At 74.7% G+C, this 23,603-nt stretch carries 19 protein-coding genes and 1 pseudogene; 3 read left to right on the top strand and 17 right to left on the bottom strand.

From position 1 onward, the window contains the following. Positions 1-12: 12 nt before the first annotated feature. The 3 genes from ACIQTO_RS00820 to ACIQTO_RS00810 all read right to left on the bottom strand — a co-directional run bounded on the left by ACIQTO_RS00820 (position 13) and on the right by ACIQTO_RS00810 (position 4,144). Positions 13-1,422 (bottom strand): nitrate/nitrite transporter, encoded by a 1,410-nt coding sequence (locus ACIQTO_RS00820; protein ID WP_402381058.1) that lies wholly within the window; start codon positions 1,420-1,422, stop codon positions 13-15. Between the two features lie 72 nt (positions 1,423-1,494). Beyond that, entirely contained in the window at positions 1,495-2,727 is a 1,233-nt protein-coding gene (locus ACIQTO_RS00815; RefSeq protein WP_402381055.1) for a M64 family metallopeptidase, read from the bottom strand. Positions 2,728-2,911: 184 nt separating this feature from the next. Then, a complete protein-coding gene (locus ACIQTO_RS00810; protein ID WP_402381052.1) occupies positions 2,912-4,144 on the bottom strand; it encodes a benzoate/H(+) symporter BenE family transporter in 1,233 nt (410 codons plus the stop codon). A gap of 214 nt (positions 4,145-4,358) precedes the next feature. Here ACIQTO_RS00810 and ACIQTO_RS00805 point away from each other — a divergent pair, with 214 nt between their 5' ends. Continuing rightward, on the top strand, positions 4,359-5,315 hold the full coding sequence (locus ACIQTO_RS00805) for a hypothetical protein (RefSeq protein WP_402381049.1): 957 nt from the start codon (positions 4,359-4,361) through the stop codon (positions 5,313-5,315). A gap of 78 nt (positions 5,316-5,393) precedes the next feature. Here ACIQTO_RS00805 and ACIQTO_RS00800 read toward each other — a convergent pair whose 3' ends face one another. The 3 genes from ACIQTO_RS00800 to pdhA are packed head-to-tail and all read right to left on the bottom strand — an operon-like array spanning position 5,394 to position 8,970. Next, positions 5,394-6,827 carry a dihydrolipoamide acetyltransferase family protein gene (locus tag ACIQTO_RS00800; RefSeq protein ID WP_402381047.1) on the bottom strand — a complete coding sequence of 478 codons (1,434 nt, stop codon included), beginning with the start codon at positions 6,825-6,827 and terminating at the stop codon, positions 5,394-5,396. 14 nt (positions 6,828-6,841) lie between these two features. Then, on the bottom strand, positions 6,842-7,816 hold the full coding sequence (locus ACIQTO_RS00795) for an alpha-ketoacid dehydrogenase subunit beta (protein WP_402381044.1): 975 nt from the start codon (positions 7,814-7,816) through the stop codon (positions 6,842-6,844). After that, positions 7,816-8,970, bottom strand: a complete 1,155-nt coding sequence (gene pdhA / locus ACIQTO_RS00790; protein WP_402381041.1) for a pyruvate dehydrogenase (acetyl-transferring) E1 component subunit alpha — start codon at positions 8,968-8,970, stop codon at positions 7,816-7,818. Before pdhA ends, ACIQTO_RS00795 begins: the two co-directional genes overlap by 1 nt. Positions 8,971-9,349: 379 nt before the next feature. Here pdhA and ACIQTO_RS00785 point away from each other — a divergent pair, with 379 nt between their 5' ends. Both ACIQTO_RS00785 and ACIQTO_RS00780 read left to right on the top strand, forming a co-directional pair. Then, positions 9,350-10,009 (top strand): response regulator, encoded by a 660-nt coding sequence (locus ACIQTO_RS00785; RefSeq protein ID WP_380572652.1) that lies wholly within the window; start codon positions 9,350-9,352, stop codon positions 10,007-10,009. Positions 10,010-10,076: 67 nt separating this feature from the next. After that, positions 10,077-11,165 (top strand): phosphotransferase, encoded by a 1,089-nt coding sequence (locus tag ACIQTO_RS00780; RefSeq protein ID WP_402381038.1) that lies wholly within the window; start codon positions 10,077-10,079, stop codon positions 11,163-11,165. A gap of 9 nt (positions 11,166-11,174) precedes the next feature. On the opposite strand, the gene ACIQTO_RS00775 is transcribed toward ACIQTO_RS00780, so the two are convergent. The 11 genes and pseudogenes from ACIQTO_RS00775 to ACIQTO_RS00725 all read right to left on the bottom strand — a co-directional run bounded on the left by ACIQTO_RS00775 (position 11,175) and on the right by ACIQTO_RS00725 (position 23,567). Further along, positions 11,175-12,968: a protein kinase gene (locus ACIQTO_RS00775; protein WP_402381035.1), complete on the bottom strand. Its 1,794-nt coding sequence runs from the start codon at positions 12,966-12,968 to the stop codon at positions 11,175-11,177. 111 nt (positions 12,969-13,079) lie between these two features. Continuing rightward, on the bottom strand, positions 13,080-14,474 hold the full coding sequence (locus tag ACIQTO_RS00770) for a protein kinase (RefSeq protein WP_402381032.1): 1,395 nt from the start codon (positions 14,472-14,474) through the stop codon (positions 13,080-13,082). Between the two features lie 303 nt (positions 14,475-14,777). Then, positions 14,778-15,383, bottom strand: a complete 606-nt coding sequence (locus ACIQTO_RS00765) for a bacterial proteasome activator family protein (RefSeq protein WP_402381030.1) — start codon at positions 15,381-15,383, stop codon at positions 14,778-14,780. Positions 15,384-15,604: 221 nt separating this feature from the next. Then, positions 15,605-16,657 carry a hypothetical protein gene (locus ACIQTO_RS00760; protein ID WP_402381027.1) on the bottom strand — a complete coding sequence of 351 codons (1,053 nt, stop codon included), beginning with the start codon at positions 16,655-16,657 and terminating at the stop codon, positions 15,605-15,607. Positions 16,658-16,825: 168 nt separating this feature from the next. Continuing rightward, entirely contained in the window at positions 16,826-17,803 is a 978-nt protein-coding gene (locus ACIQTO_RS00755; RefSeq protein WP_402381026.1) for an NAD(P)H-quinone oxidoreductase, read from the bottom strand. A 147-nt stretch (positions 17,804-17,950) separates the two neighbouring features. Continuing rightward, positions 17,951-18,514 carry a YbaK/EbsC family protein gene (locus ACIQTO_RS00750; protein WP_402381023.1) on the bottom strand — a complete coding sequence of 188 codons (564 nt, stop codon included), beginning with the start codon at positions 18,512-18,514 and terminating at the stop codon, positions 17,951-17,953. A gap of 25 nt (positions 18,515-18,539) precedes the next feature. After that, the gene (locus ACIQTO_RS00745) at positions 18,540-19,565 is read right to left on the bottom strand and encodes a potassium channel family protein (RefSeq protein WP_402382683.1); all 1,026 of its coding nucleotides are present in this window, start codon (positions 19,563-19,565) and stop codon (positions 18,540-18,542) included. A gap of 23 nt (positions 19,566-19,588) precedes the next feature. Next, positions 19,589-20,797, bottom strand: coding sequence for a molybdopterin molybdotransferase MoeA (locus tag ACIQTO_RS00740; protein WP_402381020.1), 1,209 nt, complete (start codon positions 20,795-20,797; stop codon positions 19,589-19,591). Then, positions 20,794-21,762, bottom strand: a pseudogene (locus tag ACIQTO_RS00735) (NTP transferase domain-containing protein). The gene ACIQTO_RS00740 and the pseudogene ACIQTO_RS00735 overlap by 4 nt, the downstream one beginning before the upstream one ends. A 25-nt stretch (positions 21,763-21,787) precedes the next feature. Then, the gene (locus tag ACIQTO_RS00730) at positions 21,788-22,798 is read right to left on the bottom strand and encodes an MBL fold metallo-hydrolase (protein ID WP_402381018.1); all 1,011 of its coding nucleotides are present in this window, start codon (positions 22,796-22,798) and stop codon (positions 21,788-21,790) included. Between the two features lie 133 nt (positions 22,799-22,931). After that, positions 22,932-23,567: an FMN-dependent NADH-azoreductase gene (locus ACIQTO_RS00725; RefSeq protein WP_402381016.1), complete on the bottom strand. Its 636-nt coding sequence runs from the start codon at positions 23,565-23,567 to the stop codon at positions 22,932-22,934. Positions 23,568-23,603 lie beyond the last annotated feature (36 nt).

Genomic DNA, 23,603 nt, shown 5'->3' with positions numbered 1-23,603 from the left:
CCGGCCAGGCCGTCAGGCCGTCGCGTCCCGTTCCCGCTCGGCGACCTTGCGCCGCAGCCGCAGGATCATCAGGGTGCCCGCCGCCAGCGGCACGTAGAGCCAGCAGAAGGCCCAGCGGAAGGCCCCGGCGGAGTAGGTGTCGGTGCCGGCCGGGGTGAGGACGTCCAGGATGACGCCGATGCCGAACAGGGTGATCATCGTGCCGATGAAGCCGCCCATGTTGACGATCCCGGAGGCGGTGCCCAGCCGTTCCACGGGGTTGCGCGCGCGGGCGTAGTCCAGGCCGACCAGTGAGGCCGGGCCGTTGCTGCCCATCACCAGGATGATGCCGACCAGCAGCCAGGCCGGCGGGTGACCGCCGGGCCAGGCCAGCACGAGCGCCCAGCCGAGTGCGGTGGCGCCGACGACGGTGAGCACGATCGGCATCCGGGCCCGGGCGGTGCGCGACAGCACCCGGCCGAACAGCAAGCCGAAGGACATGTTGGCGAGCACCAGCAGGGTGAGCAGCCCGCCCGCCCCGGTGCGTGACATGCCCTGGGCCTCCACCAGGTAGGGCAGGCCCCAGAGCAGGCCGAAGGCGTTGCCGGGGAACTGGGTGGTGAAGTGCACCCAGAGTCCGAGCCTGGTGCCGGGCTCGGACCACGCCTGCCGGACCTGCCGCCCGACGCCGGGCCGGGCCGCCGCCGGTCGGGGGCCGGGGGGCACGAGCGCGGGCGCGGGCGCGGGCACGGGCGCGGGCGCGGGCGCCTCCCGCAGGAAGAGCGCCACCAGGGCGAACACCGCGACGCCGAGCAGGGCGATCGCGGTGAAGGTCGGGGTCCAGCCCTCGCGGTGCAGGGCGTCGGCGAGGACGACGGTGGTGACCAGGTTGCCGCCCATCCCGGCGAGGCCGGTCAGCTGGGCGACGAACGGGTTCTTCGCGGCCGGGAACCACCGCGCGGCGATCCGCAGCACGCTGATGAAAGTCATCGCGTCACCGCAGCCCAGCACCGCCCGGGAGGCCAGGGCGGGGGCGAAGGAGGAGGAGAACGCGAAGGCGAGCTGCCCGGCGCTGAGCAGCAGGACGCCGAGCAGCAGCACCCGGCGCGGGCCGAAGCGGTCGACCAGCAGGCCCACCGGGATCTGCATCGCCGCGTAGACCAGCACCTGGAGGATCGAGAAGGTGGAGAGCGCGGAGGCGCCGATGGCGAAGCGGTCGGCGGCGTCCAGCCCGGCCACGCCCAGGCTGGTCCGGTGGATCACCGCGAGGACGTAGACGCTGGCGCCGACGGACCAGGCCAGCCAGGCGGCGCGGCCGCCGGGCGGTGGCGGGAGCACGGCGGCCCCCACCACCGAGGGGGCTGCCGGGGGCGTCGGCCCGGCGGTGGACCGGGGAGCGGGGACGGACAGGGGGCGGGCTGAACAGGTGGGCTCCACGGACATAGTGTCCCCAGATTAGTCATCCCATCATTCGACCCTCAGCCCGGGGTGACGGGGGATCGGACACGAACCACCTCAACCGGTGACCGTCCAGGAGACCGACCTGGTCATGTACCGGTCGCGGAAGGCCTCGTCGCGGACCCAGTCGGTGGTGTCCCGGACGGTGGCCGTCACGGTGGCGCTCTGCCCCGGGAGCAGGTTCAGCGCGGCGGTGTCGAGCCAGCTGCGGTCCGCCGCCTGCGGCTCCACCGGGGCACCGTCCACCTTCCAGTCCACCTGCAGCCGGCGGGTACCGGCCAGCGGCAGCGGCCGGACCTCCAGCCGGGGGCGGCCGGTCACCTCCCCCGGGGCGGGCACGGGCGTGTCGGTCGGCCGGATCCGGCGGTAGATCTCCTCGATGATGGCCTCCCGCGAGGGGAGGTTGTAGGCGCCGCCGAGGGTGCGCATCACCGAGTCCTGGGTGGGCCGGTAGACCCCGTTGGCACTGCGGTACGCCCCGACCGTCCCGCCCCCGTCCGGGGACTCCGCGCCCAGCCAGCGCCACCACTTGGTCTGCTTGCGGCGCATGTCGTCGGCGTTCTCGGTGGAGAGGTTGGGGTAGTCGGCGTCGTCCGGCGCGCTGTCGTACTCGTCGCCGAGGTCGCCCACGGTGTGCCCTATCTCGTGCTGGATGATCCGCCCGGCGTCCGGGCTGCCGCCGGCCAGGGTGGTCACCCCGGTACCGCCGGCGCCCCCGTACTCGCTGGAGTTGGCCAGCGCGATCAGGTACTGCGGGCCGTCGCCCTGGCCGGCGTAGCGCGCGGTGGCGGCCTCGTCGGCGCAGAGCAGCCGGGCGGTGCCCTCGCACCAGAAGTGCATGCCGAGCGGGGTGCCCGGGTTGCGGCCCCGGCTCTCGGTCTCGGCGATCCCCGAGTCGGGCGAGACCACTTCGACCCGCCTTATGTTGAAGAACCCCTGGTAGCTGCGGAACGGCTCGATCTCCATCAGGGCGCGCCAGGCCCGGTCGGCCTGCTCGCGGAAGACCTGCTGCTCGTCGGCGCGGTAGCCGTCGCCGAGCAGCACCAGGGTGATCCGGTTGGCCGGATCACCGGTCCGCCTTATGTCGACGGTCGGGGCGGTGCCCGCCGCGCGCAGGTCGGCGGGCCGGACGACGTGCGGGGGCACCGCCCGGTCTGCGGGGGCACCGGGCCCGATCACACCGAACGGGGACGGGCCGGCCAGCTCCAGGGCGGCCGGTAGTACGGCGGTGGACACCAGCACGAGCGCGGCCAGACTCCGGACGAGACGGCCAGGGTTGCCAGGCGGCATACGGGTGCGTCCTCGGGGATCCGGTCACCCGGCGTCGCCCGGGTGGTGGACGCGAAGACGTACCCGGCCCGGCGTGTCACCCCCACCGTCCGGCGAAAAAGTCACCGACCTGGCCGAACGACCCGGATCACCCCGGTCATACCTATCAGTCCGATCAGGTGGATGATCCCGTCCAGGCGTGACCTCAGCGGAGCCGCTTCGGCCGGGCCCGCAGCACCAGGTGGGTACCGAGGCCGAGCAGCAGCCCCCAGAACGCCGAGCCGATCCCGAGCAGGCTCATCCCGGAGGCGGAGGCCAGGAAGGTCACCACCGCCGCGTCCCGGCCGTGCTCGTCGGCCACCGCCGCGGCCAGGCTGCCCTGGAGCGAGGCCAGCAGGGCGACCCCGGCGACCACCGCGATCAGTTCCTTCGGCAGACCGGTGAACAGGCTCACCAGCAGGCCGCCGAAACTGCCCACCAGCACGTAGAGCAGACCCACCGACATCCCGGCGACGTAGCGGCGCCGCGGGTCGGGGTGGCTCTCCGGCCCGGCGCAGATGGCGGCGGTGATCGCGGCCAGGTTGACCCCCGGCGAACCGAACGGCGCCAGCAGGACGGAGACCCCGCCGGTGGCCCCGATCAGCAGCCGGTCGTCGGGCCGGTAGCCGAAGGCCCGCATCACTCCCAGCCCGGGGGCGTTCTGCGAGGCCAGTGCCACGATGGTGAGCGGCAGCGCCAGACCCACCATGGCCGGCCCGGAGAAGGCCGGCACGGTGAACACCGGAACGGTCGGGCCGCCCGACCCCAGACGCAGCGGCAGCCCGACGGTGACGGCCGCCAACACCCCGCCGGCCACCAGCGCGACCGGCACCGCGTACTGCGGCGCCAGCCGCTTGGCCAGCAGGAAGGCCCCGAAGCTGCCCAGCACCAGGGCCGGCGCGCCGTGGACGGCGCCGAAGATGCCGGCGCCGAAGGAGAACAGGATGCCCGCCAGCATCGCGTTGACGATCCCGGCCGGGATCGCGGCGATCAGCCGCCCGAACAGCCCGGTGACCCCGAACAGCGTCACCAGCACCCCGCTCACCAGGAAGGCCCCGACCGCCTCCCGGTAGGGGTACGCGCCGAGGCTGGTCACCAGCAGCGCGGCGCCCGGGGTGGACCAGGCGGTGATCACCGGCGTCCTGGTCCACCAGCTGAGCAGCAGGCCGGGAAGCCCGCTCCCGATGGCCACCGCCCAGATCCAGGACGCGGTGTGCGCCGCGTCCAGCCGCCCGGCCGAGGCCGCCGCGAGCACCACCACCAGCGGGCCGGAGAACGAGACCGTGATGCACACCAGCCCGGCCAGGAGGGCGGGGACGGAGACGTCCCGCCGCAGCGAGCGGGGCCCCCCGGGGTCGTTCCGACGGTCCGCCGGGCGGGTTATCAGCTCCTCTGCCATGGCGGCAGTATCGCGGAGCGAACGCCGCCGGCGGGCCGTTCGAAAGATCTCAGAAGATTCTCGAAACCCACCTGCAACCACCGGCGCCGATGCGCGTCTATACGGATGAAGGCACGGAGAGCGAGACCGGCGAAGCCGGGGGGCGCACCGCGCGAAGACGCGGAGCCGGTCACCTTCACACACCGTCAGCACCATGCCCTGGGGGAATCACGTCATGCGTACGTCCGTTATCACCACTTTTGCGAAGAATGCCACCTCGACCTCCGGCCGCCGCCGGCTCGCCGTCGTCGCCGCCACCGTCGTGCTCGCCGGCTCCGTCCAGCTGATGACCGCCGAGGCCTCCTGGGCCTGCGGTGACGGCGCGCCGCAGCAGGCCGCCCCCCAGGCCAAGCCGGTCACCCCCGCCGCCGCGCACCAGGGCGCCCTCACCGCCGGGTTCCACATGACGCCGGACCACCAGAGCATCACCGCCGGCGGGGCGAAGGCCGAGATCGGCGTCGGGGTCACCAACTTCACCGGTGCCCCGTACGAGAACGTCGCCGCCGGCATCGTGATCTTCAACGAGCATGGCGCCACCCGCCTGGAGGACTTCACCGTCGAGGGGGCCACCGAGCACGGCTGGAAGAAGCTCCCGCTCCGGCACAGCTGCGACCCGGGGATCGTCGCGGACGCCAGCTCGCTCAAGGTCAAGCAGCTCAACGACGGCCGGGCCGCGAACTTCATGTTCCGCGTCTCCGTCTCCGCCAAGGCCGCCGCGGACCTGAAGGACTTCACGGTCTTCGTCGGCGGGAAGGCCGACGGCTACCCCGCGGAGAGCGGGGGCCACCACTCCTACACGGTGGTGCGCACCGCCGCCCCGGCGAAGCCGGCCGCCAAGCCGACCGCCACCGCGAAGCCCTCCGCCAAGCCGACCGCCGCCGCCCCCGCGGCCGCCAAGCCGGCCTCCGCCACCCCCACCGCCGGGGCCGCCCCGGCCCGGCCCGTCACCGCGCCGGCCCCGGCCGCCGCGCCGGCCACCACCCCCGCCACCACCGCACCGGCCGGCACCCCCGAGCTGGCCCAGACCGGTGCCGGCGGCCGCGACGGCTTCCTCGCCGTCTCCTCCGCCGCCTTCGTCGCCCTCGGCGCGGGCGTCCTGATCGCGGTGCGCCGGCTGCGTACCCAGCGCTGAGCCCGGCGCCCGGACGACGAAGGGGCCCTGTTCCGCACCGTCGTGCGGAACAGGGCCCCTCTCACCGGTCCCGGCCGGTCAGCCCCAGGTGATCAGACGCTTGGGGCGCTCCAGCAGCGCGGCGACGTCGGCCAGCACCTTGGAGCCGAGCTCCCCGTCCACCAGGCGGTGGTCGAAGGAGAGGGCCAGCGTGGTGACCTGGCGCGGCACCACCTTGCCCTTGTGCACCCACGGCAGGTCCCGGACCGCGCCGAAGGCGAGGATCGCGGCCTCGCCCGGGTTGAGGATCGGGGTGCCGGTGTCGACGCCGAAGACGCCGACGTTGGTGATGGTGACGGTGCCGCCCTGCATGTCGCTCGGCGAGGTCTTGCCCAGGCGGGCGGTGTCGATCAGCTCGCCGAGCGAGGCCGCCAGGCCCGACAGCGTCTTGCCGCCCGCGTCCTTGATGTTGGGGACGATCAGGCCGCGCGGGGTGGCCGCGGCGATGCCGAGGTTCACCTGGCCCCGGATGACGATCTCCTGGGCCGCCTCGTCCCACTGGGCGTTGATCTCGGGGTGCCGCTTGATCGCGGTCAGCAGCGCCTTGGCGACCAGCAGCAGCGGGCTGACCCGGATGTCCCGGCCCAGCTCGCCGCTCTCCTTGAGCCTGCGGACGAACTTCATCGTCCGGGTGACGTCGACCTGGACGAACTCGGTGACGTGCGGGGCGGTGAAGGCCGAGGCCACCATCGCCTGCGCGGTCGCCTTGCGGACGCCCTTGATCGGCACCCGGACGTCGCCCGCGGTGACGCCCGGCACGGCCACCGGAGCGGCGACGGGCGCCTCCACCGGCTCGGCCGCCGAAGCTTCCGGAGCCACCGGAGCCACCGCGGCGGCGGCCGCCGCCGAGGCGTACGCGTGCACGTCCTCGCGGGTGACCACGCCGTCCGGGCCGGTCGGCGTGACGGCCCGCAGGTCGACCCCGAGGTCCTTGGCGAGCTTGCGCACCGGCGGCTTGGCCAACGGCCGGTCACCGACGGGCTGTTCCGGCACCACCGGGGCGGCGACGGCGGCCGGCGCGGGGGCCGGGACCGGGGCGGGGGCCGGAACGGCCGGAGCCGGGGCCACCACCGTGGTCGTGGTGGTCCGACGAGCCCGGCGCTGGGTGCCGCCGGTCCGCGGGCCGTAGCCGACCAGCACCTCGCGCCGGGCCGGCTCGGCCTCGGCGGGAGCGGCCACCGGGGCCGCCGGAGCGGCCGGGGCGGCGCCCGCCTCCCCCGCCACCGCGACCGAGATGATCACGGTGCCGACGTCGACCGTCGCGCCCGCCGGGAAGAACAGCTGCTCGACGACCCCGTTGAACGGGATCGGCAGCTCCACGGCGGCCTTGGCGGTCTCCACCTCGCAGACGACCTGGCCGTCCGTCACGGTGTCACCGGGCTTGACGTACCAGCTGAGGATCTCGGCCTCGGTGAGGCCCTCGCCCACATCGGGCATCTTGAACTCGCGGAGCGAGCGAACTTCGGTGGTCATCTTCGCTCCCCGGTTCAGTACGCGAGCGCGCGGTCGACGGCGTCGAGCACGCGGTCCAGGTCCGGCAGGAAGGCTTCCTCGACCCGGGACGGCGGGTACGGCGCGTGGTAGCCGCCGACCCGCAGGATCGGCGCCTCCAGGTGGTAGAAGCACCGCTCGGTCAGCCGGGCGGCCAGCTCGGCGCCCATGCCCAGGAAGACCGGCGCCTCGTGCACCACGATGCCGCGGCCGGTCCGCTTGACCGACTCCTCCAGGGTGGCGAAGTCCACCGGGGACAGCGAGCGCAGGTCGACGACCTCCAGCCGGCGGCCGTCCTCCTCGGCGGCCGCGGCGGCCTCCTGGCAGACCTTGACCATCGGCCCGTACGCGATCAGCGTCGCGTCCGCGCCGGGGCGCACGATCCGGGCGTCGTACAGGCCCAGGTCGGCGGCGTCGCCGACCTCGCCCTTGTCCCAGTAGCGGCGCTTGGGCTCCAGGAAGATCACCGGGTCGTCCGACTCGATGGCCTGGCGCAGCATCCAGTGCGCGTCGTGCGCGTTGGACGGCGAGACCACCCGCAGGCCGGCGGTGTGCGCGAAGTACGCCTCGTGCGACTCGCTGTGGTGCTCGACCGCGCCGATGCCGCCCGCGTACGGGATGCGGATGGTGACCGGCATCTTCACGTGCCCGAGCGCGCGGGCGTGCATCTTGGCCAGCTGGGAGACGATCTGGTCGAAGGCCGGGTAGACGAAGCCGTCGAACTGGATCTCCACCACCGGGCGGTAGCCGCGCAGCGCGAGGCCGATCGCGGTGCCGACGATGCCGGACTCGGCGAGCGGGGAGTCGATCACCCGGCTGTCCCCGAAGTCCTTCTGCAGACCGTCGGTGATCCGGAAGACGCCACCGAGCTTGCCGATGTCCTCGCCCATCAGGAGCGTCTTCGGATCGTTCTCCAGCGACTTGCGCAGCGCCTCGTTGAGCGCCTTCGCGATGCTGAGCTGAGCGGCCATCAGAGGTTCTCCCCCGCCTCGAAGGAGGCCGCGTACTCGACGTACTCGGCCCGTTCCTCATCGACCAGCGTGTGCGGCTCGGCGTAGACGTGGTCGAAGATCAGGGTCGGGTCCGGGTCCGGCATGGTGCGCACGCCCTCGCGCACCCGCAGCCCGAGCTGCTCGCTCTCGGTCTCGATCGAGGCGAAGAACTCCTCGTCGGCCAGGCCCTCCTTGTCCAGGAGCGCCCTGAGCCGGGTGATCGGGTCCTTGGCCTTCCAGGCCTCGGTCTCCTCGGACGGCCGGTAGCGGGTCGGGTCGTCGGAGGTGGTGTGCGCGCCCATCCGGTAGGTGAAGGCCTCGATCAGCACCGGGCCGTTGCCGCTGCGGGCGTGGTCGAGCGCCCAGCGCGTCACGGCCAGGCAGGCCAGCACGTCGTTGCCGTCGACCCGGACGCCGGGGAAGCCGAAGCCGGAGGCGCGGCGGTACAGCGGGATCTTGGTCTGCGTGGTGGTGGGCTCGGAGATCGCCCACTGGTTGTTCTGGCAGAAGAAGACCACCGGGGCGTTGTAGACCGAGGCGAAGGTGAAGGCCTCGTTGACGTCGCCCTGGCTGGAGGCGCCGTCGCCGAAGTAGGCGATCACCGCGTCGTCCGCGCCGTCCTTGGTGATGCCCATCGCGTAACCGGTGGCGTGCAGGGTCTGCGCGCCGATCACGATGGTGTACAGGTGGAAGTTCTTCTCGTTCGGGTCCCAGCCGCCGTGGTTCACGCCGCGGAACATGCCGAGCAGGTTCAGCGGGTCGACGTCGCGGCACCAGGCCACGCCGTGCTCGCGGTAGGTGGGGAAGGCGTAGTCGCCGGTGCGCATGGCCCGCCCGGAGCCGACCTGGGCGGCCTCCTGGCCGAGCAGCGAGGCCCACAGGCCCAGCTCGCCCTGGCGCTGCAGCGCGGTGGCCTCGGCGTCGAACCGGCGCACCAGCACCAGGTCGCGGTAGAGGGCGCGCAGCTCCTCCGGGGTGGTGGTGAGCGGGTAGTCCGGGTGCTCGACCCGCTCTCCTTCCGGGGTGAGCAGCTGTACGAGCTCCGGCTGGGCGTCCGTACCCGTGGCGCGGAGGGTGTCAGGGACGCCGGGGGCCGCCTTCTTGCGAGCCCTCGCCGTGCTTTTGACGGTCACGTTCACTCCTCGGTCTGTCCGGCCGCCCGGGGTCGCCGGTGACCGGTCCGGTCACCGCCTCACGGGGCGCGCGTGGGTGTGCGCACCGGCTGCAAGGCAGGTGGTGTTCCTGTTCCGACGGCGTCCCTCACGAGAACGTTACCCAGCGGCAGCCCTTGGCGCGCTTGCGCTAGGACGTCCTACTTGTTCAGGGCCTACAACTGCGGGTGTGGCGCAGCTCTCAATTCGGTCGCCTTCAGGACACCTGCGCACGTTATCCGGGCGGAGCCCCGTTCGTAAGGGGGTTACCGGCATCGCTTTCCGGCGCTCTGGCCGGATCGCGATCCTGCGGCGGTGCGGGTAATAGGTCTTTCCTACGGTGATATGGGAGGCTTTGTGCGTGACTGATAACGGACATATCAGGGTATTCCTTCTGGACGATCACGAGGTGGTCCGACGGGGCGTCCACGACCTCCTCTCCGTCGAGGACGACATCGACGTGGTCGGCGAGGCCGGCACCGCCGCCGAGGCCATCACCCGGATCCCGGCCGTGCACCCCGACGTCGCGGTACTCGACGTCCGGCTGCCGGACGGCAACGGGGTCGAGGTCTGCCGGGAGATCCGCTCCCGGCTGCCGGAGATCAAGTGTTTGATGCTGACCTCGTTCTCGGACGACGAGGCCCTGTTCGACTCGATCATGGCGGGCGCCTCCGGCTACGTCCTGAAGGCGATCCGCGGCACCGACCTGATCACCGCCGTCCGGGACGTCGCCGCCGGCAAGTCGCTGCTCGACCCGGTGGCCACCAGCCGGGTGCTGGCCCGGCTGCGCGACGGCGGCGAGAAGGAGGACGAACGGCTGGCCCAGCTCACCAAGCAGGAGCGGCGCATCCTCGATCTGATCGGCGAGGGGATGACCAACCGTCAGATCGGCAACGAGCTGCACCTGGCCGAGAAAACGGTCAAGAACTACGTCTCCAGTCTGCTCGCGAAGATGGGCATGGAGCGACGCACCCAGGCCGCCGCCTTCGTCGCCCGGCACCAGGCGGACCAGCAGCACTGACAGCCTGGCCCATCACACATCTGACGGTTTGTCAAGGGCCCCCGCCAGGGGGCCCTAACCTCAGCCTGTGACTTTCAGCCAGACCCTCGCCTGTGCCCCGGCCCGTCCCGACCTCACCGCGCCCCCCATAGGGACGCTCAGCCCGCCCGTCCCCCACCTCGCCCTCGCCGAGGTCCTGCGCCGCTACCGGGTGGGGCGGCTGCTCACCGCCGAACCGGTCGCCGAGGGCCTGCTGAACCGGGGCTACCGGGTCACCACCGAGGCCGGGACGTACTTCCTGAAGTGCTACGTCGACGCCGCCACCGCGCACCGCGGGTCGATCGCCGAACACCACCGCGCGATGGCCGCGCTGGACACCCTCGGACTGCCCGTCGCCCCTCCGCTGGCCTGTGCCGAACGGTCCGGCACGGTGGCCGCGTTCGGCGGCCGGCTGTTCGCGCTCTTCCCCTGGGTCGATGGCCGGCACCGGCACGGCGGCGACCTCTCCCTGCCGCAGTGCGACGCGCTCGGCGCGCTGCTCGGCCGGCTGCACGGCGCCCTCGACGACGTCTGCGCCCCCGTCGCACAACCTGCCGGCTACCGCAGCGCCGACCCCTCGGACAGTGCCCGGCTCGCCCGCGACCTGCGGCTGAGCGCCCGCGAACAGCGGCCCTACGGCGAACTGGACGCGCTGGTCGAGCGACGCCTCACCGAACGGCTCGACCTGCTCACCGAGTACGCCCACCGCCGGCCGGCCCCCCAGGCCGCGCCGCCCACCGGCTGGACGCACGGCGACTTCCACGGCCTCAACCTGCTGCACGAGGGCGGCCGGATCGCGGCCGTCCTGGACTGGGACAAGCTCGGCCCGCAGCCGCGTGCCGAGGAGGCCGTCCGGGCCGCCACCCTGCTCTTCAACGACCGGACCACGGGCACCCTCGACCTCGTCCGGGTCCGGCACTACTCACAGGCCTACCGGGCCACCGGGGCCGCCACCGCGGAGCACCTGGCCACGGCCGCCCACCGGGTCTGGTGGGAGCGGCTCAACGACTTCTGGATGCTCCAGTGGCGCTACCAGCGGGCCGACCACCGCGCCGACCCGCTCTACCCCGCCTCGGCGGGCCAGTTGGCGTGGTGGTGCCAGGAGTACGAACAGGTCCTGGACGCCTTCGCCAACTGACCCCGGCGGTCAGCCGCCGGTGCCGGCCGGCGTGGTCGCACCGCCGGTCGGCTGCGTCGGCGGCTTGGTGACCGGCGGCGGCTGCGTCCCGGTCGCCCCGCCGCCGGTCGGCGTCGGGGTGGCCCCGCCGGTCGGCGTCGGGGTGCTCCCGCCGGTCGGCGAGCCGGTGGAACTCGGCGTGGTCGTCGCCGACTTGGACATGCTGGGGCTCGGCGGCGTGCTCGACGGGTGCTTGCTGGTGGGCATCGTGTTCGGTGCCGGGCTCTGATTGTTGTTGTTGTTGTTATTGGTGTCGGTCGGCTGCTGCGGCCGCCGGCTCTGCGTGGTCGGCTGCGTGGTCGGGCTGACCCCGCCGGTGGTGGGAGTGCCCGGGTCGGGCGTGCTGACCGCCGAGACGGACGGGGCCGGCGTCCCGTCGTGGTTGTTGGTGCCGCCGCCACCGCCGTTGCCGCTGAGCGCGAGCGCGATGCCGACACTGGCCGCGACGAGCACCGCCGCGACGCCGGCCACCCAGCGCCAGGGCCCGCGCCGCCGGCCGTCGTCGTCGTCGCCGTCACCACCGTCACCGCCGCCCGGACCGTCCTGGCCACCGCCGTACGGTCCACCGCCGTACGGTCCGCCGGCCCCCGGGTAGGGCGCGGAGGGCGTGTGCGGACCGCCGGGCACCTGGTACGGCAGCACCGTCGTCGAATCGCTCGGGCCGCCCAGGCCGAACGGCGCGGTGACGGCCGTCTCGCCGTCCGCTCCGACCATCGGGGTGGCCCCGCTGTGGCCCTGGCCGGCCGCCGCCAGCCCGGCCGCCGCGGCGCCCCCCGCCCAGGCCCCGCCGTGCATCTCGCGCAGCGCGTGCTGGAGGTGGGCGCGGAACTCGTCGGCGTCCTGGAAGCGGTCGTCCGGGTTCTTGGCGAGCGAGCGCAGCACCAGCTGGTCCAGCGCCGCCGGCACCCGCCCGTTGGCCTGGGACGGCGGCACCGGCATGTCCTGCACGTGCTGGTAGACCACCGAGAGCGGGGTGTCCCCGGTGAACGGGGGGCGCAGCGTGAGCAGCTCGTAGAGCATGCAGCCGGCCGCGTACAGGTCGGAGCGGTGGTCGACCGGCTTGCCGAGGGCCTGCTCGGGCGAGAGGTACTGCGGGGTGCCCATGACCATGCCGGTCTGGGTCATGGTGCTGGCGGTGCCGGTCAGCGCGCGGGCGATGCCGAAGTCCATCACCTTGACCGCGCCGGTGGTCGTGATGATGACGTTGGCGGGCTTGATGTCCCGGTGCACGATGCCGTGCCGGTGGCTGTAGGCGAGCGCCTCCAGCACCCCGGCGATGATGATCAGCGCCTGGTCGACCGGCGGCGCCTCCTCGTCCACCAGCAGCTCGCGGACGGTCCGGCCCTCGACCAGCTCCATCACGATGTAGGGCGTCGACTCGTCGCCGACGTACTCCTCGCCGGTGTCGTAGACCGCGACGATCGAGTGGTGGTTCAGCGCCGCGACGGCGTGTGCCTCGCGGGTGAAGCGCAGCCGGGCGATGTCGTCCTGGGCGAGCTCGGGGCGGAGCAGCTTGACGGCGACGGTCCGGCCGAGGCGGACGTCCTGGGCGGCGAGCACCTCGGCCATGCCACCGCGGCCGAGCCGGTGGGTCAGCCGGTAGCGGCCGTCGCCGACCGTGCCGAGCGGGGCCGCGGTACCCCGGCCGGGGGTGTGCGGGCCGCCGCCGAACGGCGGGAGCGCGGAGGTCGCGGCGCTGTCGCTGCCGGGCGCGGGCATCCGCCGGGCACCCTCGTCGTCGTCCGGATGCTGCGTCTGTGCCATCGCTCCTCGCCCCGGGCCTTCGCTCGGATCGCGGTGCCCTGTCGCTTCGTGTTCCCGAACGCTACCGCCTTCGGACTACCCCTGTAGCACGCCCGATCCGGGCGCACCGCGTCAGAGCAGGCCATTCCGGTCGGGCAGGTCGTCCAGGTGCAGGACGGTCGCGGGCCGCTCGGCGGACCGGGAACTCTTGGTGCCGCTGTCCTTCTCCGCCTTGGTCACCACGATGGCGATGATGATGATCGCGAGGACGATCACGCCGATGATGATGCCGACGATCACCAGTGCGGTGGAGCAGCCGCCGCTGTTCGACGCGGGGGCCGGCTGGAACGGCGCCGGCATCGGCTGCGGCGGCGGGGTGTGCGCCTGCGGCGGGAAGTGCTGCGGGGCCTGGAAGGCCGGCGGCGGCGTCTGGTACTGCTGCGGGAAGGGCTGCGGGGTCTGCGGGTGCTGCGGGTGCTGCGGCGGCGGGGTCTGGAAGGCCGGCGGCGGCGTCCGGTACTGCTGCTGGAACGGCTGCGGGGTCTGCGGCGCCTGCGGGACGGGCGGCGCGGCGTGCACCGAGCGCGGACCGTCGGTGATCACCAGCGGCGAGCTCGCGGCCAGCTGGTTGACGTTGCCGCCGCCCTTCTCCGCCGCGATCAGCCGCTCCGCCTCGTCGCGCATCGCCGCCGCGCTCGGGAAGCGGTGCGCCGGGTCCTTGCGCAGCGCCTGGGCGACGAAGGCGTCCACCGCCGGGCTGACCGCCCGGTTGACGGCGGACGGCGCCGAGGGCTCCTCCTGGACGTGCTTGTAGGCGATCGAGAAGGCCGAGTCGCCGTCGAAGACCAGCCGGCCGGTCAGCATCTCGAAGAGCATCACGCCGACCGAGTAGAGGTCGGAGCGGGCGTCCACCGGCTTGCCGAGCGCCTGCTCGGGCGAGAGGTACTGCGGGGTGCCGACCACCATGCCGGTCTGGGTCATCGAGGTGACCCCGGACTCCAGCGCGCGGGCGATGCCGAAGTCCATCACCTTGATGTTGCCCTTGCGGTCGAACATCACGTTGCCGGGCTTGATGTCACGGTGGACCAGACCCTGGTCGTGCGAGGCCTCCAGCGCGTTCAGCACACCGACGGTGACCCGCAGGGCCTCCTCGGTGGGCATCGCGCCGTACTGCGCGACCGCGTCGTTGATCGCGTCGCGCAGGCCCTTGCCGTCGACCAGCTGCATCACGATGTACGGGGTGGTGGAGCCGTCGGCCGCGACGTCCTCGCCGCTGTCGTAGACCGTGACGATGTTGGCGTGCTCCAGCCGGGCCACGGCCTGCGCCTCCCGGCGGAACCGCTCCTTGAAGGACTCGTCCCGCCCGAGTTCGGCGTGCATGCTCTTCAGCGCGACCGGCCGGTGGAGCACGTTGTCGTAGGCCAGGTGGACGGAGGCCATCCCGCCCTCGCCCAGCACCCGCTGCAGCACGTACCTGCCGTTGCCCAGGGAGTGGCCCTCGACCGCCGCGTTGCCGTGCTCGCTCATGGTCCTCTGCTCCCCCTCGGCGCGGTCGTGGCGCCGCAGCCGTGACGTTCGATGTCGTCCGTGCGTGGTCGGGCCCGGTTTCGTGGCCCGCCCGACCCCTGTCGCGGCGCTCGCCCGGCCCGCGACAGGGGGACAGGCTATCGGCTCGCGGCGACAGTGATCGGCGCAGGGCCGACTCTGTGTCCGACCCGCGGCCCACGACCGGACGGTCGTGGGCCGGTCGTACGTTCGGTACCGGATCGTGGCGGTACGTCCGATACCGGCGGCCGCCGCGGCACCCCGCGGGGCCGGCCGGTGGTGGGCCTACAGGTACGGCCCGGAGCGGATGCCGCGGCCCTCGCCGGGCTCGTCGTCCTCCTGCTCGGCGCCGTGCAGACCGGGCGGCAGCGCCCGGCGCATCTGCTCCAACTGCGCCCGAGCCGCCATCTGCTGGGCGAACAGCGCGGTCTGGATGCCGTGGAACAGCCCCTCCAGCCACCCCACCAGCTGCGCCTGCGCGATCCGCAGCTCCGCCTCGGTCGGGATGGTGTCCTCGGTGAAGGGGAGCGAGAGCCGCTCCAGCTCCGCGACCAGCTCGGGGGCCAGGCCGAGCTCCAGCTCCTTGATGGAGCTGGCGTGGATGTCCTTCAGGCGGACCCGGCTGGCCTCGTCGAGGGGGGCCGCCCTGACCTCCTCCAGCAGCTGCTTGATCATGCTGCCGATCCGCATGACCTTGGCCGGCTGCTCCACCATCTCGGTCACCGGAAGCTCGCGCGGCCCTTCGCCGTCGTCCCGCGTCGAGCCGGCGAACCCTTGGCCCACGGGCAGCCCGTCCGGTCCGACGATCAGCACCTTCTGGCCGTCCTGCGACTGCCCGCCCATGGCCTGGTAGAGCTCCTGCGGCGAGCGCTCGTTCATCGGATTCGTCATGAACACCATTCTCCCTCACTGGGGTTGGTCGGGTGGAAACCCCCGAGCACCCCACCACCACCGCGCGGCCGCCACCACATCGGCACCACACCGCCACCGCGCCGCCACCGCGCCGCCACCGCTGCCGCCGCGCCCGTTTCCGGGCACGACGCTACGCCCCGGCGCGGGGGCCCGGCATCCGTACGCGTACTCAGTTCGCGCCGGACCGCGCGGGCACCGGCTCAGCCCTTGCGCAGACGCAGCCCGATCAGGCCCAGCCCGCAGCCGATCAGGCCGAGGCCGGCGCCCAGCGGGAGCTGGAGCGTGGAGGCGTCGCGCCAGCGGGCCGGCAGCACGGCCGGGACGGCCCCGACGGCCTGCTGGGTGCTCGCCCCGGCCGCCACCGTGGCGCCGTCCGGCACCGCGTCCTCGGCCGGCGCCGCGGTGTCCGCGGTGCCGGGGCCGGCGTCCGGGGCGGCCTGCTCGGCCCCGACCGGCTGCTCCGGCCCCTGCGCCGGCCCGCGCTCGGGGGCCTGCTCGGCGCGCTCGGGGGCCGAGGCCGGCCGGTGCCGGTGGCCGGCCCCGGCCCGATCGGCCCAGGGGCCGACGGCCGCCGGTCCGGGGCGGGGGCGCCCGGCCTGGTGCTGCGGCGGCGCGTCGGCCGTCGAGGGCACGGCGGGCGGGGCCACCGGCCCGGTGGCCGGGACGGGCGGGCTGCTCGGGGCCACCGGCTGCGGGCTCGGTGCCGGCGGGGTGCTCGGGGGCAGCGGGGTGCTCGGCGCCACCGTCGGCGCCACCATCGGCTCCGGCTCCGGCGAGGGTGCGGCGGGGGCCGGGGGCGAGGTCTCGGCGGAGACCGGGCCGGCCCCCGCGGACGGCGAACCGGACCGGCCGGGCCCCTCGGGCACCGGTCCGTCCCCGGCCGCCGGACCGGGCCCGGCCGACTCCACAGGATCGGCCGGCGCGGGCGGCGCGGGCGGCGCGGAGAACCCGGGCGGATCCGCCGGCACCGACGGCGCGGCGGCGGGGGCAGCGGGGGCGGCGGGGGCAGCGGGGGCGGCGGGGGCCTCCGGCCCGGCCACGGCCTCCTGCGGGCCGGCCGGCCGCACCGGCGCGGCCGCCGTCGCCGGCGCCACCACGGCCAGCGGCAGGGCGAGAGCGAGCGCCGCGATCGTCAGCAGCGGCCGCAGCCGGCGGCCGCCGGTACCGGCCCGGCCCCGGGTACGACCCCGGGTACGGCCCTGGGACGGCGCGGTGGGCAGCGGCCCGAGGAACGCGTTCGAAGGTGCGGCCACGGTCGAGGTCCTTCCGACGGCCGACCCCGCACAGGCGGGGTCGGCGGCGGGACAGCTCCGGACCAGCGTCACACAATCGGGCATTCCGGGCATTCCGAACGACTGTGCACCAACCGCCCCGCCCGGCCACCGCCTCCCCCTGCCGTCCCCGCCGCCCCCGGGACGGCCTCAGGCCCGCAGCACCACCTTGCCGACCTGCTCGCCGTTCTCCAGCGCCCGGTGCCCGGCCGCCGCCTCGGTCAGCGGCAGCACCCGGTCGATCACCGGCCGGACCAGGCCCGACTCGACCAGCGGCCAGACGTGCTCGCGCACCGCCGCCACGATCGCGGCCTTCTCCGCCAGCGGCCGCCCGCGCAGATTGGTGGCGATCACCGCGCCGCGCTTGCGCAGCAGCGTGTTGAGGTTGATCTCGCCCTGCACCCCGCCCTGCAGCCCGATGATCACCAGCCGGCCGTTGACCGCCAGCGCGTCCACGTTCCGCTGCAGGTACGCGGCGCCCATCAGGTCCAGGATCACGTCCGCCCCGGCGCCGCCGGTGGCGTCCCTGAGCACCTCGACGAAGTCCTGCTCGCGATAGTTGATCGTGATGTCGGCGCCGAGCTCGGCGCACCGGGCCAGCTTCTCGGCGCTGCCCGCCGTCACCGCCACCCGGGCGCCGACCGCCTTGGCCAGCTGGATCGCCATCGTCCCGATGCCGCTGGCCCCGCCGTGCAGCAGCACCGTCTCCCCCGGCCGCAGGTGCGCGACCAGGAAGACGTTGGACCACACCGTCGCGGCGACCTCCGGCAGCGCGGCGGCCTCCTCCGGGCCGAGCCCCTTCGGCACCGGCAGCAGCTGACCGGCCGGCACCGCGACCCGCTGCGCGTAGCCGCCGCCGGACAGCAGCGCGCAGACCTCGTCGCCGACCCCCCAGCCGGCCACCCCGGGCCCGAGGGCGACGATCCGCCCCGCGCACTCCAGGCCGGGATAGGGCGAGCTGCCGGGCGGCGGGTCGTAGAAACCCTGCCGCTGGAGCAGGTCGGCCCGGTTCACCGCGGTCGCCGCCACCTCGACCAGGACCTCGCCGTCACCGGGCACCGGCTCCGGCACCTCGGCCCACACCAGCGCCTCGGGCCCGCCGGGTTCAGGAATCGTCATCGCATGCATGACCCGAAGCTACTGCGTCCCGGCGGGCTCGCGGGGGTGCCCCGCGCGACCGGCGGGAGCACCGGCCCGGCCCGGCGCGAACACCGGCCCGGCCCGGCGGGAACGCCCGGCCGGGACGCCCGGTCGAACGTGGCGGGAACGCCCGGTTCAGCCCGCCAGCCCGGCCAGCACCTCGGCGCCCGGCAGGGCCGCCAGCGCCCGGCCCGGCAGGATCAGCTTGCCCCGCCGCCGCCCGCTGCCCACCAGCACGTACGGCGTCCGGGCCACCGCCTCGTCGATCAGCAGCGGCCAGCCGGCGGGCAGGCCGACCGGGGTGATGCCGCCGTACTCCATCCCCGTCCGCTCGACCGCCGCGTCCATCGGCGCGAACGAGGCCTTGCGCGCCTCCAGGCGCCGGCGGACGGCCTGGTTGACGTCCAGCCGGGTGTGGGCGAGCACCACACAGGCGGCCTGCGTGGTCTCCCCGCCGCGCTTGGCGGCGACCACCACGCAGTTCGCCGACGCCTCCAACGGCACCCCGTAGGTCTCGCAGAACACCGCGGTGTCCGCCTTCTCCGGGTCGGTGTCCACGTAGAGCACGGACCGGGCGGCCTCCCGGTCGTCCCAGCTCCCGAGGGCCTCGGCCACCGGCCGGGCGAGGAGCCCGACGACCTCCAGGGCCGGGGCGACCGTCTCGAACGTGCCGAACGGGGGCTGCGGTTGCTCAGTCATGGGACGAACTGTAGCCACCGCCCGGTCACTTGATGACGATCACCCGGTCGGTGAGCTGGAGCACCTGGGCCTCCGGCTCGGTGTAGTTGATCACCCGGCGGCCCCGGACCACCGCGACCACGAGGTCCTCGCACGCGCGCGGGCCGCGCCCGGCCTCGGCCCGGGTGACCGGGCGCTCGATCACGTCCAGGCCGTTGCCGTAGGTGAGCAGGTCCTCCATCACCGCGCCGGCGTGCGGGCTGAGCATCGACATGCCGAGCAGCCGGCCCGCCGAACTGGAGCTGGTCACCACCACATCGGCGCCGCTCTGCCGCAGCAGCGGCGCGTTCTCGTCCTCCCGGACGGCCGCGACCACGGTGGCCGCCTTGGTGAGCTGACGCGCGGTCAGCGTGATCAGGACGGCGGTGTCGTCGCGCTCGGGCGCCACCACCACCCGCGCGGCCGCGGGCAGTCCGGCACGCAGCAGGGTGTCGGTCCGGGTCGCGTCGCCGACCACCCCCACCAACCCGTGCTGGGCGGCCTGGTCGATCACCTTGCGCTGCGGGTCGACCACCACGATGTCCTCCTTGCGCACCCCCTGGCCGAGCAGGGTGTCGACGGCGCTGCGCCCCTTGGTGCCGTAGCCGATCACGACGGTGTGCTCGCGCACGGTGGACCTCCAGCGGTTCAACCGCCACTGCTGGCGGGTGCGTTCGGTGAGCACTTCCAACGTCGTGCCGACCAGGATGATCAGGAAGACCACGCGCAGCGGAGTGATCACGAAGATATTGGTGAGCCGGGCACTGTCACTGAACGGGGTGATGTCGCCGTACCCGGTGGTGGAGAGCGTCACGGTGGCGTAGTACGCCGCGTCCAGGAAGCTCACCCCGCCGCCGGCGTTGTCGTTGTAGCCGGCCCGGTCCAGCCAGACGATCACGGTGGTGGCCACCAGCACGGCGAGCGCCACCAGCAGCCGTGAGCCGACCTGCCGGACGGCGGGCGCGGACCGCCGGGCGGGCAGCACGATCCCGGCGTCCGCCCACGGCTCGGTGCCGGGGGTCACCGGGCGCAGCGGCGATTCGCGGCGACGCGCGCTCACGGGACCTCCAGGAGTTCGACGGTGTCACCGGCCGCCGCGCCACCGGGCACCACCACGGCGAGCGCCTCGGCGCGGGCCAGGCCGCGCAGCATCGCCGGCCCGTCGAAGGCCAGCGGGACCACTCCGTGCGCGGTGCGCCGCACCGGCAGCAACCGGGTGTCGGCCGGGTGACCGGCCAGGTCGACGCCGGCGAGCGCGAGTTCCGGCTCGCCGGCGGACCGGCCGCCCCGGGCGTGCAGCAGCGGCAGGGCGAGGGTGACGGCGCCGGCCACCGCGGCCAGCGGGTTGCCCGGCAGGCCCACCAGGTGCCGGCCGCCCGGGAGTTCGGCGAGCAGCATCGGGTGGCCGGGCCGGACGGCGACGCCGTCCACCAGCAGCCGGCCGCCGGCCTCGGCCAGGGCCCGGTGCAGGAAGTCGACCGGCCCGGCGGCCGTCCCGCCGGTGGTGACCACCACATCGGCGGTGGAGTGCCGGACGGCGTCCCGGAGCAGTCCGAAGTCGTCGCGGACGGCCCGCGGCTCGCCCACCTCGGCCCCGGCCGCCCGCAGCCAGGGCGGCAGCAGCGGGCCGAGCGCGTCCCGGACCAGGCCGGACCCCGGGATCCCGAAGCCGAGGAGTTCGTCGCCGAGCACGAGGAGTTCGACGACCGGGCGGCGGCGGACCGCCAGCAGGTCGTAGCCGCAGGCCGCCGCCAGGCCGAGCACGGCCGGTCCGACCGGGGTGCCGGCGGCCAGCAGCGCCTCGCCCCGGCGGCACTCCTGCCCGCGCGGGCGGACGTCCTGGCCGGTGGTCAGCGAGCCCGGGCCGCGGTCGTGCAGCAGGGCTCCGAGCCGCTCACCGTGCTCGCGACGGAGCACCGCGGTGGCCCCGGACGGGAGCCGGGCACCGGTGGCGATCTCGGCGGCCGCGCCGTCGGCCAGCGGCGGCACGCTCGGCTGCCCGGCCAGCACCCGTCCGGCGACCCGCCAGGGGCCCGGCCCGGCGACGGCCCAGCCGTCCATCGCCGAGGTGTCGAAGGCGGGCAGGTCGGTGAGCGCGGTGAGCGGCTCGGCGAGGGTGCGGCCCAGCGCGTCGGCCAGGTCCAGCCGCTGCGGCGGGAGCGGGTGCAGGCCGGCCCGGCGGGCGGCGGCCCTGGCCTGTGGCCAGGCCAGGGACCGGCCGGCGGAACGCCGGCCGGGCACGGCGGCCTCCTCCACCGTACTCACGGGTGCTCCGGCCCGGCCGCCGCCGTCCAGCGCGCGGCGAGTTCGGCGGTGCGCCGGGACGCCTCGGCGACGGCCTCCGGGCCACCACCGTGCTGCGCGGCCGCGTAGCCGATCAGGAAGGCGGTCAGCGGCGCGGCCGGCCGGGCCACCCCGTGCGCGACCACCCGGGCGAGGTCGAGCAGTCCGGGGACGTCGACGTCCAGGTCGATCCCCAGCTCGGCCCGGACCTCGGCCATCCAGTCATCCAGCGTGCGCTCCATGGGCCCCATGCTGCCTGATCGGCGGTTTCCCCGGGATGTTTCCCCGGTGAGCGACGCGCGTCGTTTCCCGCACGACGGGCCACCGGGCCCGTGAGCGGGGCCCTCGCCCGCCGGCCGCGGCCGCTACCGGCGGTCGCGCTCGCGGGCCCGCTCCAGCTCCTCCCAGGTGTCGCAGTCGTAGGTGACGTCGTCGGTGTCGGCCAGCCGGAGGGTGCGCAGGCCGCCGGTCAGCCGGCGCAGCGGCAGCCCGGCCGGCTCCCCGGCGCCGGCCAGCGCGGCGCGCAGCGCGGCGGTGCGGTAGGCGGCGGCGAGCGGCTGGTCCCGTCCGGCGGCGTCGACCAGGACGACGGCCCCGGTCTCCGGCTCCGCCCCGGCGAGAGCCGCGACCAGCCGGCCGACGGTCCGCTCGTCCAGGAACGGCAGGTCGGCGGCGAGCAGCAGCACCACCTCGGCCGTCACCTCGGCCAGTCCCGCCGCGACGGCCGCCACCGGCCCGCCGCCGGGCGGCCGCTCACGGGTCCAGCGGACCCCGGTCCGGACGGTGGGCCGGGCCGGGCCGACCACCACGATGGTGCGGGCCCCGGCGGCGGCGGCGAGCACCCGGTCGAGCAGCGCCCGCCCGCCGACGGTCAGCGCGGGCTTGTCCGTGCCGCCGAGCCGGCGGGCGGCCCCCCCGGCGGGCACGATCACGTCGTACGGCGTCATGCCGCCAGTATCCGCCCGGGCCGGGTCAGTCCTCGGGGACCTCGTCGACGATCTCGGCGTCGACGATCCCGTCGTCCTCCTCCGGGACCCGGCGGACCACCACCCCGTCGTCCTCCGGGACCCGGCGGGCCAGGTTGGCGGCGGCGCTCAACTCCAGGATGGCCGGCAGGGTCAGCTCCCCGTACCGCTCGCCCACCGCCGCGACCAGCTCCTCCGCGTCGGCCGGGCCCTCGGCCAGCAACCGGTCGAAGTCCCGCAGGTACTCGCCGGTGAAGGCGAGCACCCGGGCCGCGTCGTCGTCCTGCTCGGGCGCCCGGTGGCCGGCGATCACCCGCTCCGCGCCGAGCTCGGCGATCCGGCCGAGGTTGCGCACCCAGTCGGCGCGCTGTTCCGGGGTGGTGTCGGCCGTCCACACGTGGGTGCCGTTGTAGACGAAGTCACCGGCGATCACGGTGCGGATGCTGGGCACGTGGACCACCGTGGAGCCCTCGCAGTCCCCCTGGCCGAACAGCAGCACCGGGATCACCTGGCGGTCGACCATCAACGGCTGGGGCAGCAGCGGCGCGGGCACCAGCGGGTGGTCGGGGATGTCGTCGCCGTACACCGGCTTCCACTGGGCGACCTTGGCGGCGGCGGTGCGCAGGATGCCGTCCACCACCGGCGGCGCGGCCAGCAGCCGCGCCTCCGGGAAGAGCTTCAGCACCTCCTCGGCACCGAAGTAGTGGTCGGGGTGCTGGTGGGTGACCACGATGGCCAGCAGCCGGCGGTTCTTGCCGGCCACCCACTCGGCCAGCTCACGGCCGGCGCTGCGGGTCAGCTGGGCGTCGACCAGGATCGCGGTGCGCTCACCGAGGATCAGCGTGGAGGTGGCGAAGAAGGCCGACTCGGGACCGGTGAAGACGGCGGTCTCCAGCGGCCGGACACCGGCCGCCTCGGACCCGGTGGTCCCCGCGGCCTGCTCGGCCCCGGCGGAGTCGCCGGCCGCGGCGCCCGCGTGCTCCGCGCCGGCGCTCCCCTCGGGCGAGGACGACGTCACTGGCTGCTCCCTCCGGTCGGCGCTCGGACTCCCTGCGCCCTACAGCATGGGAGTACCGCCCGTCGATTGCGCGGAAGGCGCGCCCGGCGGGGCACGCCTTCCCGATCACGCCCGGAGCCGGCCGGAGCCGCTGTCAGGCGGCCGGTGCCTTCGCCCGGCGCGCGGCGTCCTCCAGTGCCCGGGCCTTGGAGTCGGCGGCCTGCTGCACGAAGTCCGCCATCGCGGGCACGGTCGCCGCCAGGGTGAACTCGGGGACGATGAAATCGACCTCCAGCCCGAGCATCCCGGTCAGCACCTTCTCCAGGTAGGTGGTGACGAACTCGAAGGGCTCGCGCGGGGCGCCGGGCGCGTACGAGCCGCCGCGTGCCGCGACCACCGTCACCGGCGTGCCCGCCGCCGAGGGGCGGTCGCCCGCCGTGCGGCCCATCAGGATCACCTGGTCCAGCCAGGCCTTGAGGCTGGACGGGATCGTGAAGTTGTACATCGGGGTGCCGATCACGATCGCGTCGGCCTGCTCCAGCTCCGCCATCAGCTCCTCGCGCAGGGCGAAGGCGGCCGCCTGCTCGGGGTCGCGCCCCTCGGCCGGGGTGAAGGCGGCGGAGATGCCGTGGGCGTCCAGGTGCGGCAGCTGCTGGGCGGCGAGGTCGCGGTGGATCACCACGCCGTCCGGGTGCTGGGCCTGCCAGGCGGCCCGGTAGGCGGCCGAGACCTCGCGGGAGACGGAGCCGTCGGTGAACGCGGACGAGTCGATGTGCAGCAGAGTGGGCATGGCGAACCTCCAACAAGTAAGTAGCTGCTCTTTCCG

Origin of the sequence: Kitasatospora sp. NPDC091207, assembly GCF_044768625.1 — a bacterium.
Lineage (GTDB): Bacteria > Actinomycetota > Actinomycetes > Streptomycetales > Streptomycetaceae > Kitasatospora.
The sequence above is the reverse complement of the archived record's forward strand: the minus strand, read 5'-3'. Positions and strand labels throughout refer to the sequence as shown.

Excerpts from the sequence above, each read along its gene's own strand:
- ACIQTO_RS00820 (WP_402381058.1), bottom strand. The coding sequence starts at position 1,422 with ATGTCCGTGGAGCCCACCTGTTCAGCCCGCCCCCTGTCCGTCCCCGCT.
- ACIQTO_RS00815 (WP_402381055.1), bottom strand. The coding sequence starts at position 2,727 with ATGCCGCCTGGCAACCCTGGCCGTCTCGTCCGGAGTCTGGCCGCGCTC.
- ACIQTO_RS00810 (WP_402381052.1), bottom strand. The coding sequence starts at position 4,144 with ATGGCAGAGGAGCTGATAACCCGCCCGGCGGACCGTCGGAACGACCCC.
- ACIQTO_RS00805 (WP_402381049.1), top strand. The coding sequence starts at position 4,359 with ATGCGTACGTCCGTTATCACCACTTTTGCGAAGAATGCCACCTCGACC.
- ACIQTO_RS00800 (WP_402381047.1), bottom strand. The coding sequence starts at position 6,827 with ATGACCACCGAAGTTCGCTCGCTCCGCGAGTTCAAGATGCCCGATGTG.
- ACIQTO_RS00795 (WP_402381044.1), bottom strand. The coding sequence starts at position 7,816 with ATGGCCGCTCAGCTCAGCATCGCGAAGGCGCTCAACGAGGCGCTGCGC.
- ACIQTO_RS00775 (WP_402381035.1), bottom strand. The coding sequence starts at position 12,968 with ATGGCACAGACGCAGCATCCGGACGACGACGAGGGTGCCCGGCGGATG.
- ACIQTO_RS00770 (WP_402381032.1), bottom strand. The coding sequence starts at position 14,474 with ATGAGCGAGCACGGCAACGCGGCGGTCGAGGGCCACTCCCTGGGCAAC.
- ACIQTO_RS00765 (WP_402381030.1), bottom strand. The coding sequence starts at position 15,383 with ATGACGAATCCGATGAACGAGCGCTCGCCGCAGGAGCTCTACCAGGCC.
- ACIQTO_RS00755 (WP_402381026.1), bottom strand. The coding sequence starts at position 17,803 with ATGCATGCGATGACGATTCCTGAACCCGGCGGGCCCGAGGCGCTGGTG.
- ACIQTO_RS00750 (WP_402381023.1), bottom strand. The coding sequence starts at position 18,514 with ATGACTGAGCAACCGCAGCCCCCGTTCGGCACGTTCGAGACGGTCGCC.
- ACIQTO_RS00725 (WP_402381016.1), bottom strand. The coding sequence starts at position 23,567 with ATGCCCACTCTGCTGCACATCGACTCGTCCGCGTTCACCGACGGCTCC.